Origin of the sequence: Cetobacterium somerae ATCC BAA-474, assembly GCF_000479045.1 — a bacterium.
Lineage (GTDB): Bacteria > Fusobacteriota > Fusobacteriia > Fusobacteriales > Fusobacteriaceae > Cetobacterium_A > Cetobacterium_A somerae.
On the sequence record NZ_KI518119.1, the window covers coordinates 20,728 to 38,912 of the forward strand.

An 18,185-nucleotide genomic window follows, 5' to 3' on the forward strand; every position below is an offset into this window, starting at 1 on the left:
CCTCCATTATATTGAAAATACTTCTGCTAATTTTTCTACTACTTTTATTGTATCAGATTCTTTTATAATTAACGAGATTGAAATTTCTGATGTAGTGCATTGATAAAATGCTGAATCTATCTCTGCTAATACTTCAAAAACTTTTGCTGCTACGCCAAAATTGCTTATCATTCCTATTCCTACTAAAGATATTTTTACAACTCCTGTTCTTTTTGTAACCTCTATATCTGGAATCTCCTTAGCAATCTCCTCTAATGATTTATTTAAAAAGTGCTCATCTGTCAAAGGACAAGTAAATCCTATACTTCCCTTAACGTTTTCAACTTCATTTTGTGATATCATATCAACATTAACACTATGCTTAGCTAAATTATTAAAAATGATTGCTACATTTTTAGGAATTGCTAAAAAGTTTTCTAAATTTACCATTATAACATTTTTATTTATAGATATTCCTGTTACAGCTTTTTTTTCAATTATTTCACTATTATCACATATATATGTTCCTGTTTCAACTCCTAAAGTTTGTCCAACGTAAATCTTAACGCCATATTTTTTCCCTATTTCAACTGCTCTAGTCTCCATTACTCCTGCACCTAAATTTGCCATCTCCATCATCTCCTCGTATGAAATTTTTTCAAGTTTTTTAGCATTTTTATAAACTCTAGGGTCTACACCATATATTCCTGTAACATCTGTATATATCTCACAATCACACTTTAATGCTGCAGCTAAGGCAACAGCACTCGTATCAGATCCACCTCTTCCCAATGTTGTTATATCGCCTTCTTCATTTACTCCTTGAAATCCAGCAACAATTACAATTTTTCCATCTTTTAAATGTTTTTCTATTCTATCAATTTTTATACTTTCGATTTTATTTTTAGTATGTGTTCCACCTGTTCTTATCCCTGCTTGAGCACCAGTTAAAGAGATAGCCTTACATCCAATTTCTTTTAATGCCATACTTAAAAGAGAGATTGATTTTTGCTCTCCTGTTGATAATAATGAATCAAGTTCTCTTACATCTGGAGTTTCTGAAATCTCTTTAGCTAATTTTATCAACTCATCTGTTGTTTTTCCCATAGCTGAAACTACAATTACAATTTCATCACCATATTTATAGTTTTTAGATATATCTTTAGCTATATCTTTTATTTTTTCTATTGTTGCAACTGAGCTTCCTCCAAATTTTTTTACTACTCTCATTAGTTCCTCCTTAGATGATTTTAATAATAAAAAAAGCGATAGTCAAAAAAATAACCATCGCTTAAAACTCTCATTTCAACTATGTTAGCTTAAAATAATCCACGATAGCACAACACCAATTTGGTGACAGTTACATAAATATTCTTTATGTACCCAGCTTAAATTTTTTAGTAGAAAAACTTAAACTTCGGCAAATTTTCCTTTTAACAAACATCTTTGATCTACTAATCTCAGTTTATTTACTAATAAAATTTGCAACCTCTATCAAAATATTAATTTAAGGCAGAATATCACATTTTTTTTCAAATGTCAAAAGTTTTTTCTTAAAAGTGCTTCTATTTTAATCGGTAATCCAAAAAGATTTATAAATCCTTCTGCATCTTTTTGATTATAAACACTATCTTTTTCAAAAGTTGAATACTCCTCTGAATATAATGTAAATGGAGATGTCGTTCCTGCTAAAATAATATTTCCTTTATATAATTTTAGCTTTACTTCCCCCGTCACGAACTCTTGAGTTACATCTACAAAAGCTGTTATAGCTTTTCTTAAAGTTGTAAACCATTGACCATTATAGACTAATTTTGAAAAATCATGTGATAGTTTTATTTTTTCTTGATACGTATCTTTATCTAAACACAATCTTTCTAATTCTTCATGAGCAAAAAATAAAATTGTTCCTCCTGGAGTTTCATAAACTCCTCTTGATTTCATTCCAACCAATCTATTTTCAACCATATCTAAAACACCAATCCCATGATTTCCACCAATTTTATTTAATTGTTTTATAATTTCTACTCCACTCATTTTTTCTCCATTTATTGCAACAGGAACTCCTTTTACAAATTCAATATTTATGTACTCAGATTTTTCATTTGCTACTTCTAGAGTCTTAACCCATTGTAAAACATTCTCATAGTTAGGCTCTTTTGAAGGACATTCTAAGTCAAACCCTTCATGACTTACATGAAATAAATTCTCATCTCTACTATAAGGAGATTTTTTATGAAATGGAAGTGTAATCCCATTTTTTTCTAGATATTCAATCTCTTCCTCTCTTGATTTAATATCCCAAATTCTCCAAGGAGCTATTATTTTCAAAGATGGATCCAAAGCTTTTATAGCTAATTCAAATCTTACTTGATCATTTCCCTTACCCGTTGCTCCATGAGCTATATATTTCGCCCCTTCTATATGGGCCACCTCAACTAAAGCTTTTCCAATAACTGGTCTTGCCATTGATGTTCCTAGCAAATATTTATTTTCATAAATAGCACCTGCTTTTAATGTTGGAAATATATATTCTTCTACAAATTCATGAACTTTATCTACCAAATAAAATTTACTTGCACCTGTTAAATATGCTTTTTCTTCAATTGCTTTAAAATCCTCTGTTTGTCCTACGTTTACTGCCACTGCAATAACATCATAATCATAATTCTCCTTCAGCCACGGAATTATAACTGATGTATCTAATCCTCCTGAATATGCTAAAATAACCTTTTCCTTCATCTCTCTCCTCCTAATTAAAATGTTTTATTATTAATTCATCATAAATACCCTCTGCTTTTATCTCTTCCAAAGCTTTATTTACTTTTTTAATAAGATTTTCATTATTTTTTTCTGCTGCTATTGCATATTTTTCAACTTCACTATCTATTTCTATTATTTTTAAACCTTTATTTTTTGCCACATAACTTTGAGCTGGAGCTGAATCTAATATCATTGCATCAATATTTCCACCTTTTAAAGCCATAATAGAAGATGGTGCTGAATTGTACTGAACTTTGTTAACTCCTTGAATTTTAGATATTATTAAGTCCCCTGTGTATCCAAGTACCACTCCTACTTTTTTATTTTTTAATGAATCCATATTTATTATAGTACCTTCATTTTCTGGAACTATAATAACTTGATTAGCTACAAAGTAATCATTTGAAAAATTTACAAACTTCTCTCTTTCTTTTGTTACTGTCATTCCTGCAATTATTAAATCTATTTTATTTGTTTGAAGTGCTGGTAATAATCCATCAAAAGCTATATTCTTTATTTTTATCTCTTTTCCAATTTTTTCACCAATTTTATTTATTAAATCAATATCAAATCCTATAATCTCCCCATTTTCCATATACTCAAAAGGTGCAAACTCAGCATTTGTTCCAACATATAAAACTTCTTTTGATAATACAATTGCTCCCATTAAAATAAATAATAAAATTCCTAATATTTTTTTCATAATATCCTCCTAAATATTTTTTTGTATAAAAAAAGCCAGTGCTTTAAAACACTGGCTCAAATAATATAAATCTATAGAATAATAAAAAAATTAAACTATAATAAAATACCTGAGATTGCTTTCTTGGCACACAAAAATTCTATTTTTTTGTTATAGTTATTGTGTGTCCTTAAAACTCTTCTCATAGTCATTTTATTTCCTCCTATTTTTTTATTTGAAATGATAATAGCAAATTTAATCCCTTATTGTCAAACTTTTTTTCAAATTTTATAAAATAAATTGCTGAATTTTTTTAAAAATACTATAATAATACTAAAATAAAAGAAAATAGAGGTATTTTATGAACTTAAACAAATTCTTACTTATTAATCTTTTTAGTAAATTAAAATCAGAATCTCTTTTTTTAATAGCAACTTTTTTTGCTATTATCACAAGTTTTATTATTCTTCCTAAGTTTTCATATATTGATACACATGTATTAATGATTCTTTTTAACCTAATGGTTGTAGTAGAACTTTATAAAAAAGAAAATGTTTTGGATTTTATAGCTATTAACTTTTTAAAAAAATATAATAGTCAAAGAATTATATGTGCTGCATTAATTATTTTGGTTTTTTTCTTTAGCATGTTTCTAACTAATGATGTTGCTCTTATAACTTTTATTCCATTAACTATTATAATTGGAAAGAAATCTAATTTTTCAACTTTAAAAATAGTTATTTTAGAAACTATTGCAGCCAACTTAGGAAGTGCACTAACGCCTATGGGGAGTCCTCAAAATATCTATTTATATTCTAAATTTGCTCCAGCTCCAATTGAATTTTTTAAAATTACTTTTGGTATATCTACCATTGGCCTTGTTATTTTATTACTTGTTAATTTTTTTACTCCTAAAGAGGAGTTAATTTTTGAACTTGAAACTCCTATATTTAAAAAAAATATCAATGTTTTTGTTTCAACAGCTATATTTATCTCCGTTTTGTTAAGTATATTCTTTAAACTTCCAATTATTTATATCACAATTTTTAATATTGGGTATTTAACTTATAAAAAAGAAAATATTTTTCAAAAAATAGATTGGATTCTTTTAGCTACTTTTATTAGCTTTTTCATTTTTGTTGGAAACTTATCAAATATTGAATTAATAAGATCCTGGATGTTTAATTTATTATCTGAATCAACGCAAGTTTATTTCACAGGGATTATTCTAAGTCAATTTATAAGTAATGTTCCTGCTGCAATTTTAATATCTGAATTTACAACTAAATGGCAACCTCTTTTACTAGGAGTTAATATCGGTGGTCTTGGAACTTTGATTGCTTCTTTAGCTAGTTTAATTTCATATAAACTTTATATTAGTGAATTTCCAGAAGAAAAAAGAAAGTTTTTTATTCTTTTTTCTATTTTAAATTTTTCTATTTTAATTCTTATGGGAAGCTTATTTGCATTCTTTATTTAAATAAAAAAACTAGCCTTAAGGCTAGTTTTTTTAAAATTCTAATGATTCTCCTTGAGTTGGAAAATAATATTTGACACCATGTATATTATTATTTAATAGTTCTTTTCTTATATTCTCTCTCGTATTCTCGCTCTTTTTTAAACTAGGCTTTATATGAGTTATAACCACATTTAATCCCTTTAATGTCCCCTTACCTGAATATTTTTCTAAAACCTTAAACTCTTCATTTATCCATCTTGGTGATAGATGCCCAAATAGACCTTTATCATCTTTAGAGTTATCAAAGGATGATTCTATCATTATCGCTTTCAGTTTTTTATCTTTTATCAAAGGTCCTAAAACTTTAAAACTCTCCTCTAACCCATTACTTTTTTCCACTTTATCCGGTCCTACATCTCCATAATATACTATATATTCATCGTTATTTTCCAATAAAAACATTGTTGATTCATAATTGCTATGACTTAATGGAAATGCAGTAACCTTTAAATTTGTACCATTTAGATCTTTAATTTTATTTGGTTCTAATACCTGATATTTATACTGATTTAATTTAAATCCCTCACCTTCATTTGAAAAATTTGGCCAAAGTTTCCAATTAAATACATTGTTTTTTAAAGTTTCAATTGTACTATTCAATCCATAAATATCCTTTGCAGTGTCTTCTGTTGATGATATTACTAACCCTGATATATGATCTAAATGTCCATGAGATATCAGATATCCTTTTATTTTCTCTCTAAAAATATATCCAATATCACTCCACTCTGTATCTTGAGGTATAGTTATATTCTTAAAACTCTCTTTTTCTAATCCACTTTTTATTCCAGGAAGTACTGTTCCTGCATCTAAAGCTATAAAATTTTCATCATTTTTATCTCTTATAAGATATCCAGAAATACTTCCGTCCATTACTCCACCGTCACTTCCCAAAGTAATAATTTGAAACCCTTCAGCATAAGATACTAATGATGAAATAAAAAAAATTGTTGATAATAATTTTTTCACTAAATCCCTCCAAAATATTATTAATAAAAATATTATAAATTTATTTTAACATTATTAAAGGAAATTTTAAACCTAATAAGAAGAATATGTTAAAGAAATTAAAGAGGTGATTTTTATGTCAAAATGTTGTAACAAACCTAAAGTTGAACTTCCTAAAACATGTGTGTGCTCTACTGAAAAAAAAGAAACTCCTCCTGCTCCAGATATATTAGATCCAAATGTTGAAGCTGAAGCAAGTGAAGTCAGAGGCGAAGAAGATCAAGAGAAAAACGATTAAAAAAGAGGACTTCTGTCCTCTTTTTCATTTATACTGTCTTCAAATAATTAGCTGCATTTATTCCTGCTATTGTTCCATCTGAAACAGCTGTTGCAACTTGTCTTATATCTTTACAACAAATATCTCCTGCTGCAAATACTCCATCTATATTTGTTTTCATTTGAGAATTTACTTTTATAAATCCATTTTCTAATTCTAATTTATTATATTTTTCTGTATTAGGAGTTGCACCAGCATAAACAAACACTCCTGCTCCTCCACATTTTATCTCTTTTACTTCTTTTGTCTTCTCATCAGTAATTTCTAAACTTTCAATTTTTTCTTTACCATTTATTTTTGTTAATCTTGAATGTAAATATAATTTTACATTTTCTAGTTTTTCTAATTTATTTTTAAATTCAGCTATTGTTCCCAATGAATCTTCAAAATGAATAATTGATAACTCTTTTGCAAATTGAGCTAAATAAATAGCTTCCTTTATAGCTCCATCTGCGCCACCAACTACAAATATATCCTTCCCTGCATATTCTTTTCCTTCTTTCCAAGGATTTGAACAAACACCCTTTCCTCTTAATTCATTTTCTCCTGAAATTCCTAATTTTCTTGGTGTTGTTCCATTTGCAAGAATAATTGTTTTACCTAAATAAATATTTCCAGACTTTGTTGATACTTTTTTTAATAAATTATCTAAATCTATTTCTATAACATCTTCTTTTAATACCTCTATATTATAAACTTTTAATTGACTTTCTAATTTGTTTTTAAAAGAATCTCCTGTTTCACAATTATCCACAGATAAGTAGTGTGTCACTGAAGAAACTTTACCTACTGTTCCACCAATTTCTTCTTTTTCTAAAATTACAGGTTTATATCCACGACTTGCAATATATACTGCAGCACTTACTCCAGCAGGTCCTCCTCCAATTATAATTGCATCATAGAAATTTTTTGTTTCATTTGTCATTTTCAACACTTCCTTTTAATCTGTTTTGTAAAAATATCTTTCTTAAGTTATTTATATCACATTTTGAATCATGAGTCAACTTTTTTAAAAAAATTTGTATGGTTTAAAAAACCATACATTTAATAATATAAATCGATAATATTTATTTCACTAGTACTATTTACTCTGTATGGTATTAACCAAGAACTAAATCCTGCACTCACTATTGTATGAGTTATTCCAAATACTTTATATCCGTGATAATTTTTATACATCTTTTTCACTATTAAGTTATAAGGAAAAAATTGTCCTCTATGAGTATGTCCACAAAGCTCTAAATCAATTTTATTTGTAATTGCCTCATCTATTGAATTTGGATTGTGGTCCAATAAAATTGTTGGTAAATCTGTATCTATCTTTTTTTTCAAATATGCTATCTTTTTTCTTTTTTTATTTGTTATATCATCTCTTCCAATAATATTTATTCCTTCAACTTTTAAAACACTATCCCTCAAAATTTTTATTCCTAGATTTTCAATATATTTTATATTTTCCTCTATTCCTCCATGATATTCATGATTTCCTAAAATCGCGTACATTCCGTACTTAGGTTCAATCTCTCTAAAACTAGCTGTAAAATTTGCTTTTATATCTTTACAACTAAAATCAACTAAATCTCCTCCGATTAATAATATATCCGGTTCTTCCTCATTCATTCTTTTTAATGAGTTTTCTATATTCTCTTTATTAGTTAGAGCTGATAAATGTACATCTGATATAAACGCTATTCTCAATTTTTTACCATTTTTATATCTTTCTAATTTTATCTCACTTTTTATTACTTTTGCCATTGAAAAATTATAGTACGCATATATAAAAAATATTGGAAGTACTATAAATGCTATAGTTACTATGTTCAATTTGCTTAATCGATAAAAGTAATTTACTACGCCTAAAATTACTAATAAAAAAAATATATAATGAGCTATAAAAATATAGTTTCCTAAAAATCTACCTAAAAAAATATTTCTCCTAAAAAAAGTTCTTCTAATATAAAAAATTGGTAAAATTGCCAATAAAAATATAAAGTTTATTAAAAACAATTGTTCCATAATTTCTCCTTATAGAAAATGACTAATAAAAGCTTTAAGTCCCATTAAAACTAATATTCCTCCTCCTAGATACTCTGTTTTATAACTTATTAAATGCCCTACTTTATGCCCTAAATAGACACCTAAAGAAGCTATTAAGAAAGTTATTATTCCTATTATTTCTATAGAGTAATATATATTTAAATTTGGAACTAATGAAAAGGAAAAACCAACAGCTAAAGCATCTATACTTGTTGCAAATCCTAATAAAAGTAAGTTTGAAGCCATATCACACTTTCCTTCTTCCTCACACTCTTGCTCTTTCCAACCATCAAAAATCATTTTTCCACCAACAAATAATAATAATATTGTTGTTATTATATAATCATATTGTGATATTTTTTCTGCAAAAACACCACCTATCTTCCATCCTATATACGGCATTAAAGCCTGAAATCCTCCAAATACAAGTGCGATTTTTAAAATATTTCTTTTTCTTAATTTTTTCATTGCTAATCCTTCAGTTAGTGATACAGCAAAGGCATCCATAGCCAATCCTATAGAAATTAATACAAGTGATAATATATCCATCATTTCCTCCAATAAATTTTTTCAATTTTTATATTATACATTTTCTTTTGATTTTTCTCAATTTATTTAATAAAAAAAGAAGAGAGTTCCCTCTCTTCATAAATTTATACTATTAAATTTAAAATTGATAATCCACCTATTATCCATAAAGCTACATTTATTTTTTTTATCTCTCCTGCTGCAATATGAGTTATTATATATGCAACAAATCCAAAACTTAAACCTATACTAATGCTATAAGTTAAAGGCATCATTACAATTGTTATAAAAGCAGGGATTGCTAGTTTCATATCTGTAAAATCTATATTTCCAATAGATTTAAACATAAATACTCCCACCAATACTAACGCTGGAGCTGATGCATATCCTGGTACTATTCCAACTAATGGTGTAAATAATAAAGCTAATAAAAATAATCCACTTGTTACTAAAGAGGCTAAACCTGTTCTAGCTCCAGCAGATATTCCTGCTGCTGATTCTGCAAATGAAGTTACTGTACTCGTCCCTAAAACTGCTCCAATTAATGTTGATGATACATCAACTTGTAGCATCCTCTTTAAACCTTTAGCACCTTCATCCCCTTGTACTAATCCCATATTTTTGTAACAAGCCATCATAAATCCAAGGGAATCAAATAGATCTATAAACATAAATGAAAATATTGAACCTATTAAAGATATTTTTAAAGCCCCTAATATATTTATTTTCATAAAAATTGGACTTATTGATGGTGGCATTGAAATAATTGCTTTTGGTATATCAACGATTCCAAAAAACATCCCTATAACTGTTGTTGCTGCAATACTTATTAAAATACCGCCTCTTACCTTTTTTATTTCACAAATAGCCATAATTGCTAATCCTAAGATCCCTAATACAGTTGGTATTGAAAAATCTCCTAAACCTACAAATGTAGCCTCATTTGCAACTATTATTCCCATGTTTTTTAAACCTATAAAAGCTATAAATAACCCAATTCCTGAAGTTGCTGCTGTAGAAACTACACTAGGAATAGCATTAGCTATTTTTTCTCTTATTCCACCTAATGTCATAATTAAAAAGAATAGTCCTGATATGAATACAACACCCAATGCGTCTTCCCAAGAAACTCCTTGTCCTAAAACTAATGTATAAGTGAAAAATGCATTTAACCCCATACCTGGTGCTAAAGCAAAGGGAGCATTTGCCCATAAAGCAGCAATTCCTGTTCCAATAGCTGTTGCTAAACAAGTTACTGTTATAAGAGCACCTTTATCCATCCCAGCTGCAGAAAGAATTGCAGGATTTACGAAAACTATATATGCCATTGTTAAAAATGTTGTAAGACCACCTAAAACTTCTGTTTTTATTGAACTTCCTCTTTCTTCAATTTTAAAAACTTTTTCTAATATATCTAATGAAATATTTCTTTTTGTTACTATTTTTTCCACTTTACAATCCTCCAACTATATTATATCTATTACAGGAAATCTGTTTGGTAAAACTATTTTTGCCTTAGTTTTTATCTCCTCAGATTTTATTTTCACTTGCTCTATTAAATTACTCTCGTTTAAAACTAAAATTTCTCTATTTTTCATTAACCATTTTCCATTACACATTGTTGATTCAACATTTTCACTTGACATTGTATAAACAATATTAGCTATTGGATCATGAAGTGGTAAAGAATGAATTGTATTTGGATTTAAAATTATTAAATCTGCTTTTTTACCTACTTCTAGACTTCCTATTTCTCTTTCTAATAACGCGCACTTAGCTCCATTTATAGTAGCCATTTCTAATACTTGTTCTGCTGGTACAACTTTTGGATTTAATGTTCTTCCTTTATGAATTAAAGAAGTTAAATACATCTCTCTCATCATATCCATTCTATTGTTTGAAGGTGCACCATCTGTTCCAATAGATACGCTTAGCCCTTTTTCAAGCATTTCTGGTATTCTTGCAAATCCTAATACAACTTTCATTGCCGCTGCTGGATTATGTGATACCTTTACATCATATAATCTAAATAAATCTATCTCTCTATCTGTTAACCACACTGTGTGAACAGCTAATAAATTTGGTCCTAATGCCCCTAACTTATGAAGATGTTCAACAGTTGAATTTCCTCTATTTGTTTTCACATAATCATTTTCTGCTGCTATTTCAGCTATATGCATATGAATTCCTGTATTCAATTCATCTGCTATTTTTTTAGTTTTAATTATTAAATCATCTGAGTTATTAAAAATAGTTCTTAAACCAAACCAAATTTTTATTCTTCCATCTGCTGTATTATTATATTTATCAAATAGTTCTTTTTGTACTTGAATCTCTTCATCCGCTGTTTTTATCCAATTTGTAGGTAATCCAATCCCTTCATCCATAACTGATTTTGATAAAGCTGCTCTTATTCCTGTATTTTTTACCGCCTCAGCCATTGCTTCTACATACTGACCTCCTGCTTCTAAAAATGTTGTGACTCCAGATTTTATCATTTCTACACAACAAGCAGTTGAAGAGATTAATGAACTTTCATAATCAAAGTTACTCTCATAAGGCCAAACTCTTTCTCTTAGCCAAGTTAAAAGATCTACATCATCAGCTATTCCTCTTCCTAGTTGCTGAGATAGATGAACATGTGTATTTATTAAACCTGGTAATACAATTTTCCCTTTTGCATCTATAATTTCTGCAGTATCTATAATTGATTTTTCATCAACTTTTCCAATTGCCTTTATTAAATCGTTTTCAATTAAAATTGAACCATTATTATATATCTCTCTTTTCTCATTCATTGATACTACATATGCATTTTTTATTAAGATTTGTTTCACAAAAAACCTCCATTTTTTAAATAAAAAAAGTGTAAACTCTATCTGGGATAGAATTTACACTTAAAATTAAATTTAAAATATTTAACATATTTTAAAAAATTATAGTATAAGCTCTTCCCATAGCGTCCTGATTTAAGGTTAGGACGTAGAAACTTTTGGACCATATTACCAAAATATATGAGTAAACTTTTTTATTTTAATAATACCATATTTGTATTTAAACTTCAATATTCTTGTGAAAAATTATCTATTATTTTTTTTGTTTTATATATGTTATAATCTAAATACATTTTTATATTAAAAATAAAGGAGATTTTTATGAGAAATTTATCTTATACTAAATATATTGGTATCAGTTTTATTTTAAGTTTTCTTTTAGGCTGTAGTGCTATAATGACATCTATTGGTAATAATAAAATTTCTAATGCTATAAATATATATAACTCTAGAGGAACGACAACGGATGGAACCTTAGAACTTATATCTGGATTAGACTATTCTTCTGAATCTCAAGTTGGAATATCTCAGTATCAAAAACAATATTTTGAAATAACAAATACAAAAAACAATATTTTAAAAAATAAATATTTTACTAAACAAGATATAAACGCACTTAACTTATATCTTCTAACTATTGAAGAGTTTAAAAAGATACATACTAAATTTCCTACTATAAAGATTGATTATAATGATTTTAATAATTCCAAAGTTAAAATTACTAAAATTTTTGAAGACTTTGTTTTAAAAGATGAAAAGCTCTACATAAGTCGTAATCAAAAAATTCAAAATATAAATTTTTATAAAAAAATGAATAAATATATAAATAGTTATATTATTAATAGTACTATTTCAAATTTAGAAAATGATGTAACTATAAATCTTTATGTAGGATCATCTTTTAGAGGATTTTCTCAGCTTGATTATCTTCTTACAAATTCTTTGATGTATGCCTCTGACATGAATATAAATAGAAACCTTGGTAATTACATAATTTTTAGAGGTTTTAACTCTTTTTTAAAACCTAATTTTAAAAATTATTTTATAGATTTTAATTTTTCTAATGTGTACACAAGAACTCTAGAAACAAAAGAGGAAATCAAAGAAAAAGAAAAGCTTTTTATTGTTCGAAAAAAAATTACTATTAGTGGTTATTATAAAATTTACAGTCAAAATTCAGCTCCACATACTAAATATTTTGAATTTAGTGAAAACTATACTCTTAAAATGAGAGAATATAATAATTCTACTTTTTACGATGACGAAAGAGATATCTTAAAAAATATTTTAGAAGATAAATTCTCAAATATTATTCGTTATGATTTAGATAATTTAATAAATATCAATTAAAAAAAACCAGATTTCTCTGGTTTTTCTTTTTTACTAATATATTGGAAGATAAATCTCCTCATACTCTTTTTTTATTTTTAAACTTTCTATAGCCCCTAAAACTTTTTGTTTTAAATATTTAGAATCTATATTTAATCTCTCTATATCTTTAGATACTTCATCATAGTTATTTAACGAATTCTCCAAGACTTGAATCGCACCTTTATAATTTTTATTTCTCCAGTGATATAAACCCACAGCTATTAACAAGAGATTTATTGATACATGTTTTCTTGTCTCACATTTGGTTTCTTCTATCCAAATTTCTTCTAGGATTTCATGACATTTAAAAAAATCTCTTTGAATTTGAAAAGTATCCATAAACTCCCTATATTTTTCTTTATTTTTCATTTAATATTTCACCAAAATTATTTGTTATCCATGCTTCCAATTTACTTTTTATTTCTTGAAGCATAAATATTTCATCTAAAGGTAAGCCCACAAATTTTCCATCAACAATTGCGCTACTTTTTACAAAATCATACTCTTCAACTTCTGTAAATCCAACTATATTGGCATTTTTTTTAACCAAGGCATCATATACTGGTTTCATTCCATTAACAAAAGTAGCTGCATAAAATCCTTGATTTCCTCTTCCTATAATTCCAACTGATTTATTTTCAAAATTAACTTTTGAAATAACCTCAATTCCATCTTTCCAATCTTCATGGGGTTCTCCAAAACCATAAGTTGGAACTATAAAAATTAAAGCTTTATATTTTTTTAAATTTTCAATAATCTCTGTATCTGCTATCTTGTATATATCACAATTTTCTTTTAATAAATCTTTTATCAAAGTAGCTGTAAACTCACTCTTTCCTCTAGCACTACTATAAAATACACCTATCTTCATTTATCACACCTCCATCTACACCTCATAAGTATAGTATTTTAAATGTGATTTTTCAATAGTTTAATTTAAATTTTTTCACTTTTTTCTTTATTTACTTTAAACTCATTTAGAACTTCATTAAATAATTCCTTATTAGTGATTAAATCATATGCAGTTCCAGCTAAAATTTTTGCTCCTAATATTATAGCATTATGAGCTTCTTCACTTTTTCCTGCACACAAAAATTCATCTGAATGAGATGAGGTTCCTTGAGGTACAAAGGCTACTCTTATACAAGATCCAGGCACATGATACATTACGTTTCCAAAATCTGTAGAACCTGTTTTCTCTCTAGGGGGAGATAATCTAGGAGCATTAACCAATTCGGCATTATCCATAAGGATTTGATTAAGCTTCAAAACAGGGATTTTATTATTTAACCTTTTTGTTTCTATAATCTCATAATCAGTTTCCGTCATAAGAGATGCACCTTGTACCACTTTTTTGAACCTTTCAATAACATGATTTAAATAAGCTCTATCATAAGATCTTATACTAAACTTTGCTTCTGCATATTTAGGAACAACATTTGCAGGCCCTCCTGCATTTGTTATTGTATAATGCATTTTTACATCTTCTCTTACATGCTCTCTCAAAAATTCAATCCCTTGAAATAAAAGGATTAATCCATCTAAAGCACTTCTACCTTTTTCTGGAGCTAAAGCTGCATGAGACCTAACTCCATGAAATTTAACTGTAAAATTTGAAAGCGCTAGTGATTTTACATCTGTTGTTGTATCTGGAGCACCATGCATCATTAAAGCAACATCTATATCATTAAAACAACCATTTTCTAACATTTTTACTTTTGCACCTAGTGTCTCTTCGGCTGGTGTCCCATAAACTACAATTTTATAATTTTTATCTTTTAATTGATTTTTTATACTTAAAGCAGCTCCAACTATACTTGGTCCTTGCATATGATGAGCACACGCGTGTCCCATTCCCTCTAAAGCATCATACTCACATAATAAACCAATAGATGGTCCATTTTGTCCAACTTCATAAACTGCTCTAAAAGCTGTTTCAAATCCACCTATTCCAGTTTCTATTTTAAAATCATTCATTCTTAAAATATCAATTATCTTTTTTGAGCTTTTGTATTCTTCTAGTCCAATTTCTGGATTATCAAAAATAAAATCCCCTAAATCAATTAAACTACTTTTTAACTCCTCAACATTTTGTAAAATCTCTTGCTTCATAACTTTCTCCTTTAATTAAAATGGACCATATCCTATCCAATTTGCGATTATTATAAGTATTGATCCTGTTACTATCCATATTAAAAATAATTTTCCCATATATTTCATCCAATCTTCATAAGATACATTAGCTATTGCTAAGAATCCCATCAATGCTGACGATGTTGGAAGAACATAATTACTAAATCCATCACCGAAATTAAATGCTAAAACGGCTGTTTGTCTTGTCATTCCTATCATGTCTGCTACTGGTAACATTATTGGCATTGTTACAGCTGCTTGTCCACTTCCTGAAGTAACTAAACCATTTATAAATAATTGCATTAAGAACATTCCAATAGACTGTAATACGTGTGGTAAAGATGCCAACATATTCCCTAAATAATAAACAGCTGTATCTAAAATTTTACCATCATCTAATATTATAGAGATTGTTCTTGCTATTCCTATTATTAAAGCACCAAATACTAATGCTTTTGCTCCGCTTACAAACTCTTTTGCAATTGTACTAGGTGAAAATCCATAAGCTAATCCTCCTAGAATAGCCATCCATATAAATAGTGCAGCACTTTGATTTAATCCCCAATGCCATGCTGCTCCACCGTAGATTAATAATCCAAATAATCCAATTACAATTGCCAATACTAAATAGTGTCTGTTCTCTATTTCTGGCATAACATTTTCACCATTTTCAATGTTATTTTCTAATTTTTCTAAATCTCTAACTACACTTAATTCTGGGTTTTTCTTTATTTTTTTAGCATAATTTAATATATAAATATTTGTTACAACTAAAAATACAACTAAACAGAAAATTCTATAACCTAATCCTGAAAACATCGGTAATCCTGCTAAGGCCTGAGCTACACCTGTTGTAAAAGGATTAAATGTTCCTGTACTAAATCCAATTGCTCCTCCTAAAGCTACCATAGAAATTCCTACTATTGCATCATACCCCATAGATCTTGCTAAAATTATTGCAACTGGTGCAAATCCAATAAATGTATTAACTCCCATACTCATACATGCTACTGCAAACACTGTTGTAAAAGCTGGAATTAATAACTCATCCTTATTCGAAAATACTTTAGTTACTTTAGCTGTTAATGCTTGGAACATACCTGTTTTTATAATTACATGAAATGCTCCTCCAACTATTAAAACTAAAAATATTATACTACTTGATTTATTTAGTGCATCTACAATTTTAAATGGAATATCTAAAAAACTAACTGGTGTATTTTCTATAAAAGCAAATTGATCTGCAACAATAATAGTTTTTCCTGTTGCAACATCCTTTATCCTTGGAAAATGTCCTGCTGGAACAACCCAAGTTAATAACGCAGCAAAAATAATTAATCCAAAAATAATTACATACGTATGTGGAAAACTCATTTTACTTCCACTTTTTTCTTTTTTACTCATTTTACCCTCCAAAAATGTTTTTAAAAAATTATTTTAAACAAAAAATGTTTATTTACAATCATAAATATACTACGATATTTTTTTATAGTCAAGTTTTTTTTGAACCATATGTTCTATTTCTTCGTCTTTTTTTCAGGATTTTACATATTTATATATTTAAAAAAATATGGTAAGCTATATTATAAATATTTTTTAAGGAGATTCTTATGATTGATTCTTTACAAAAAAGAGTTGCAAATAAAAGTTTAACAAAAACTGAAACTATTATTGCAGATTTCTTTTTCCATAATGAAAATAGAATATATTTTTTAACATCTAGTGATATTGCAAACGAATTACAAATAAGTGATACTTCTGTGATTAGATTTGTTAAATCTCTAGGATTTAATAACTTTAAAGAATTTAAAGATAGTTTAAAGCAACAAGTAAGTGATAAAATTCTTACTCCATCTGAAAAATTAAGTTTAAACGAAGAACTTTTAAAGAAAAATAATTTAATTGAAACGTTTACGAACTCAATCTTTAAAAACATTGAAGAAACAATAAATATAAATTCCTATGATAAAATTTCAAAAATAATTGATATACTTTTTAACTCTAATAAAAAATATATTATAGGTTTTAAAAGTGTCTCTGGAGCCACGTCATTTTTCGGCCTACGTTTAGGTTTTATATTAAAAAATGTTATTACACATAATCAAAATAATTCTGAACTTATAAAAAATATAGTTGATATTCAAAAGGGTGATTGCTTGTTTTTAATTGCTCATCCTAAATATTCAAAAACTTATCCACTATTAATTGAAATTGCAAAAAAAGCTGAAGCAAAAATTATTATAGTTACTGATAAATCAACATCACCTGTTGCCAATACTGGAGATATAACTGTATTTACAGATATACGAGGTATTAGTTACTTTAATTCAATTATTTCGACTCAAGCATTACTAGAATTTATACTAACTTCTATGAGTAAAAGTTTAGATGATGACTCTAAAAAGCGTCTAGCTTATATTAATGAACTTTTAAATGAAAATAAATAATTTGGAGGATATATGAAAAAATTAATACTTACAGGACTTTTACTTAGCAATTTACTTTATGCTAACAACTCATTACTTATAACTCAGGAACAATTAAAAGAGCAACTTATCCCTTCTTTAACAAGTAGTATTGTTTTTGAAAAATTCAAACCCATTTTAGCTAGAGAAGGAAAAATAGGTGAAACTATAAAAACATATACTAAAGATGGATTAGAAACAATAAATCAAGTTACAATTCCTAGCTATATTGTTAAAAATACAACTGATGCTAAAGAGGAATATATTGTAACTAAAGATAAATTTGAAAAAAGATATACTTTTTTAAAAAAAGAAAATAAAACTTGGAGTTTCTTTAAACCAATTGGTGAAATTAAAGTTGTTAAAATTAAAAATAATAATGATTTTTTTATTCTAGCTCCATGGGGAGAAAAAATGATTGTTAAAAAAGATGACTTTTTAGTTTCTCCTCTTGATTATTCTGAGATATATAGAATCGCTAATAAAGAGTTCTTTGAAACATATAAACCAAAAGATATATTACAAAAATAAAATTATAAAAGGATTTTTTTATTTTTTTAGTATTTCATTATATAATTTAATTTTAAGA

Annotated in this window: 18 protein-coding genes and 2 riboswitches; of the genes, 5 read left to right on the plus strand and 13 right to left on the minus strand. The window is 27.3% G+C overall.

Going from position 1 to position 18,185, the window contains the following annotated elements:
* Positions 1 to 6: 6 nt before the first annotated feature.
* The 3 genes from HMPREF0202_RS05050 to HMPREF0202_RS05060 form a co-directional block, all read right to left on the minus strand.
* The gene (locus HMPREF0202_RS05050) at positions 7 to 1,209 is read right to left on the minus strand and encodes an aspartate kinase (RefSeq protein WP_023052173.1); all 1,203 of its coding nucleotides are present in this window, start codon (positions 1,207 to 1,209) and stop codon (positions 7 to 9) included.
* A 97-nt stretch (positions 1,210 to 1,306) separates the two neighbouring features.
* Positions 1,307 to 1,481, minus strand: a riboswitch (Lysine riboswitch).
* Between the two features lie 37 nt (positions 1,482 to 1,518).
* Positions 1,519 to 2,721: an argininosuccinate synthase gene (locus HMPREF0202_RS05055; protein ID WP_023052174.1), complete on the minus strand. Its 1,203-nt coding sequence runs from the start codon at positions 2,719 to 2,721 to the stop codon at positions 1,519 to 1,521.
* Between the two features lie 10 nt (positions 2,722 to 2,731).
* On the minus strand, positions 2,732 to 3,445 hold the full coding sequence (locus HMPREF0202_RS05060; protein ID WP_023052175.1) for a basic amino acid ABC transporter substrate-binding protein: 714 nt from the start codon (positions 3,443 to 3,445) through the stop codon (positions 2,732 to 2,734).
* A 340-nt stretch (positions 3,446 to 3,785) separates the two neighbouring features.
* Here HMPREF0202_RS05060 and HMPREF0202_RS05065 point away from each other — a divergent pair, with 340 nt between their 5' ends.
* Positions 3,786 to 4,904, plus strand: coding sequence for an SLC13 family permease (locus HMPREF0202_RS05065; protein WP_023052176.1), 1,119 nt, complete (start codon positions 3,786 to 3,788; stop codon positions 4,902 to 4,904).
* A 30-nt stretch (positions 4,905 to 4,934) separates the two neighbouring features.
* On the opposite strand, the gene HMPREF0202_RS05070 is transcribed toward HMPREF0202_RS05065, so the two are convergent.
* Positions 4,935 to 5,912 (minus strand): MBL fold metallo-hydrolase, encoded by a 978-nt coding sequence (locus tag HMPREF0202_RS05070; protein ID WP_023052177.1) that lies wholly within the window; start codon positions 5,910 to 5,912, stop codon positions 4,935 to 4,937.
* Positions 5,913 to 6,027: 115 nt separating this feature from the next.
* Between HMPREF0202_RS05070 and HMPREF0202_RS15055 the strand changes: the two genes are divergently transcribed.
* Complete coding sequence (locus tag HMPREF0202_RS15055; protein WP_023052178.1) at positions 6,028 to 6,189, plus strand: hypothetical protein; 162 nt, start codon at positions 6,028 to 6,030, stop codon at positions 6,187 to 6,189.
* Between the two features lie 28 nt (positions 6,190 to 6,217).
* Here the strand turns inward: HMPREF0202_RS15055 and HMPREF0202_RS05075 are convergent, their stop codons facing one another.
* From HMPREF0202_RS05075 to HMPREF0202_RS05095, 5 genes are all read right to left on the minus strand, one after another.
* Positions 6,218 to 7,153, minus strand: coding sequence for an NAD(P)/FAD-dependent oxidoreductase (locus HMPREF0202_RS05075; RefSeq protein ID WP_023052179.1), 936 nt, complete (start codon positions 7,151 to 7,153; stop codon positions 6,218 to 6,220).
* A gap of 119 nt (positions 7,154 to 7,272) precedes the next feature.
* Positions 7,273 to 8,244, minus strand: coding sequence for a metallophosphoesterase (locus tag HMPREF0202_RS05080; RefSeq protein WP_023052180.1), 972 nt, complete (start codon positions 8,242 to 8,244; stop codon positions 7,273 to 7,275).
* Between the two features lie 9 nt (positions 8,245 to 8,253).
* Entirely contained in the window at positions 8,254 to 8,814 is a 561-nt protein-coding gene (locus tag HMPREF0202_RS05085; RefSeq protein WP_040406450.1) for a manganese efflux pump MntP, read from the minus strand.
* Between the two features lie 104 nt (positions 8,815 to 8,918).
* Positions 8,919 to 10,244 (minus strand): NCS2 family permease, encoded by a 1,326-nt coding sequence (locus HMPREF0202_RS05090; protein ID WP_390621384.1) that lies wholly within the window; start codon positions 10,242 to 10,244, stop codon positions 8,919 to 8,921.
* Positions 10,245 to 10,259: 15 nt separating this feature from the next.
* Positions 10,260 to 11,630: an amidohydrolase gene (locus HMPREF0202_RS05095; protein WP_023052183.1), complete on the minus strand. Its 1,371-nt coding sequence runs from the start codon at positions 11,628 to 11,630 to the stop codon at positions 10,260 to 10,262.
* Positions 11,631 to 11,730: 100 nt separating this feature from the next.
* A riboswitch (purine riboswitch) is annotated at positions 11,731 to 11,831 on the minus strand.
* Between the two features lie 117 nt (positions 11,832 to 11,948).
* Here HMPREF0202_RS05095 and HMPREF0202_RS05100 point away from each other — a divergent pair.
* Positions 11,949 to 12,977 (plus strand): hypothetical protein, encoded by a 1,029-nt coding sequence (locus HMPREF0202_RS05100; RefSeq protein WP_023052184.1) that lies wholly within the window; start codon positions 11,949 to 11,951, stop codon positions 12,975 to 12,977.
* Between the two features lie 33 nt (positions 12,978 to 13,010).
* On the opposite strand, the gene HMPREF0202_RS14675 is transcribed toward HMPREF0202_RS05100, so the two are convergent.
* The 4 genes from HMPREF0202_RS14675 to HMPREF0202_RS05120 form a co-directional block, all read right to left on the minus strand.
* A complete protein-coding gene (locus tag HMPREF0202_RS14675) occupies positions 13,011 to 13,367 on the minus strand; it encodes a DUF309 domain-containing protein (protein ID WP_023052185.1) in 357 nt (118 codons plus the stop codon).
* Positions 13,357 to 13,869, minus strand: a complete 513-nt coding sequence (locus tag HMPREF0202_RS05110) for a flavodoxin domain-containing protein (RefSeq protein WP_023052186.1) — start codon at positions 13,867 to 13,869, stop codon at positions 13,357 to 13,359. The genes HMPREF0202_RS14675 and HMPREF0202_RS05110 overlap by 11 nt, the downstream gene beginning before the upstream one ends.
* A 65-nt stretch (positions 13,870 to 13,934) precedes the next feature.
* On the minus strand, positions 13,935 to 15,110 hold the full coding sequence (locus tag HMPREF0202_RS05115; protein WP_023052187.1) for a M20 family metallopeptidase: 1,176 nt from the start codon (positions 15,108 to 15,110) through the stop codon (positions 13,935 to 13,937).
* 15 nt (positions 15,111 to 15,125) lie between these two features.
* Positions 15,126 to 16,535 (minus strand): YfcC family protein, encoded by a 1,410-nt coding sequence (locus HMPREF0202_RS05120; RefSeq protein WP_023052188.1) that lies wholly within the window; start codon positions 16,533 to 16,535, stop codon positions 15,126 to 15,128.
* A 206-nt stretch (positions 16,536 to 16,741) separates the two neighbouring features.
* Between HMPREF0202_RS05120 and HMPREF0202_RS05125 the strand changes: the two genes are divergently transcribed.
* Together HMPREF0202_RS05125 and HMPREF0202_RS05130 are read left to right on the plus strand one after the other, a co-directional pair.
* A complete protein-coding gene (locus tag HMPREF0202_RS05125) occupies positions 16,742 to 17,578 on the plus strand; it encodes a MurR/RpiR family transcriptional regulator (RefSeq protein ID WP_023052189.1) in 837 nt (278 codons plus the stop codon).
* Positions 17,579 to 17,590: 12 nt separating this feature from the next.
* A complete protein-coding gene (locus HMPREF0202_RS05130) occupies positions 17,591 to 18,127 on the plus strand; it encodes a hypothetical protein (RefSeq protein WP_023052190.1) in 537 nt (178 codons plus the stop codon).
* The last annotated feature ends 58 nt before the right edge of the window (positions 18,128 to 18,185 follow it).

Coding starts and splice junctions, on each gene's coding strand:
- HMPREF0202_RS05050 (WP_023052173.1), bottom strand. CDS start 1,209: ATGAGAGTAGTAAAAAAATTTGGAGGAAGCTCAGTTGCAACAATAGAA.
- HMPREF0202_RS05055 (WP_023052174.1), bottom strand. CDS start 2,721: ATGAAGGAAAAGGTTATTTTAGCATATTCAGGAGGATTAGATACATCA.
- HMPREF0202_RS05060 (WP_023052175.1), bottom strand. CDS start 3,445: ATGAAAAAAATATTAGGAATTTTATTATTTATTTTAATGGGAGCAATT.
- HMPREF0202_RS05065 (WP_023052176.1), top strand. CDS start 3,786: ATGAACTTAAACAAATTCTTACTTATTAATCTTTTTAGTAAATTAAAA.
- HMPREF0202_RS15055 (WP_023052178.1), top strand. CDS start 6,028: ATGTCAAAATGTTGTAACAAACCTAAAGTTGAACTTCCTAAAACATGT.
- HMPREF0202_RS05075 (WP_023052179.1), bottom strand. CDS start 7,153: ATGACAAATGAAACAAAAAATTTCTATGATGCAATTATAATTGGAGGA.
- HMPREF0202_RS05080 (WP_023052180.1), bottom strand. CDS start 8,244: ATGGAACAATTGTTTTTAATAAACTTTATATTTTTATTGGCAATTTTA.
- HMPREF0202_RS05085 (WP_040406450.1), bottom strand. CDS start 8,814: ATGGATATATTATCACTTGTATTAATTTCTATAGGATTGGCTATGGAT.
- HMPREF0202_RS05100 (WP_023052184.1), top strand. CDS start 11,949: ATGAGAAATTTATCTTATACTAAATATATTGGTATCAGTTTTATTTTA.
- HMPREF0202_RS14675 (WP_023052185.1), bottom strand. CDS start 13,367: ATGAAAAATAAAGAAAAATATAGGGAGTTTATGGATACTTTTCAAATT.
- HMPREF0202_RS05110 (WP_023052186.1), bottom strand. CDS start 13,869: ATGAAGATAGGTGTATTTTATAGTAGTGCTAGAGGAAAGAGTGAGTTT.
- HMPREF0202_RS05115 (WP_023052187.1), bottom strand. CDS start 15,110: ATGAAGCAAGAGATTTTACAAAATGTTGAGGAGTTAAAAAGTAGTTTA.
- HMPREF0202_RS05120 (WP_023052188.1), bottom strand. CDS start 16,535: ATGAGTAAAAAAGAAAAAAGTGGAAGTAAAATGAGTTTTCCACATACG.
- HMPREF0202_RS05125 (WP_023052189.1), top strand. CDS start 16,742: ATGATTGATTCTTTACAAAAAAGAGTTGCAAATAAAAGTTTAACAAAA.
- HMPREF0202_RS05130 (WP_023052190.1), top strand. CDS start 17,591: ATGAAAAAATTAATACTTACAGGACTTTTACTTAGCAATTTACTTTAT.